This window comes from Mycoplana sp. 10N416 (assembly GCF_056394765.1).
This window is the reverse complement of record NZ_JBFTIM010000056.1, coordinates 1-475: the sequence shown is the minus strand read 5'-3', so window position 1 is coordinate 475 and position 475 is coordinate 1. Positions and strand designations below refer to the sequence as shown.

1 protein-coding gene is annotated in these 475 nt (G+C 60.8%); it reads left to right on the top strand.

Translation table 11 applies throughout. The features are described from left to right. Positions 1–427 (top strand): hypothetical protein (locus AC1DDS_RS25785; protein WP_477481445.1); only part of this gene is annotated, 427 nt, incomplete at its 5' end. Between the last annotated feature and the right edge of the window lie 48 nt (positions 428–475).

Genomic DNA, 475 nt, shown 5'->3' with positions numbered 1-475 from the left:
CGCGCTGGGAGCACCCGGGATCGTCGCGGCGCAAACCCATGCGCATGACGGCTCTGGCGAGGCGGCAATAGAGATCATGCTGAACAATGGCGCCAAATGGCAGGGCGATCAAAACATGGTCATCGGCATGACCGCGATCCATGGCACGATGGCCACCAATCTGAATGCGATCCATGCCGGCACCCTGCCAGCCAACGCCGGCAAGGAGATTGCCGCCGACATTCAAACGCAGCTCGATTTCATGATCGAGAACTGCGTGCTCGAGCCCAAGGTCGACGAACAGTTCCATATTGTTCTGGGTGAAGTCATGACCGGCGTCTCGGCGCTGGAGAAAGGCGAGGTGGAAACAGGCGCAGTGACGATCGTCCAGGCGCTGAACGCCTATGGCGAGCATTTTGAACATCCTGGCTGGCAGGCGTTCAACTAATATACGTCGGGTATCCGCCCGAAGGACGGGCCCGGCGGGGGGCGGGGG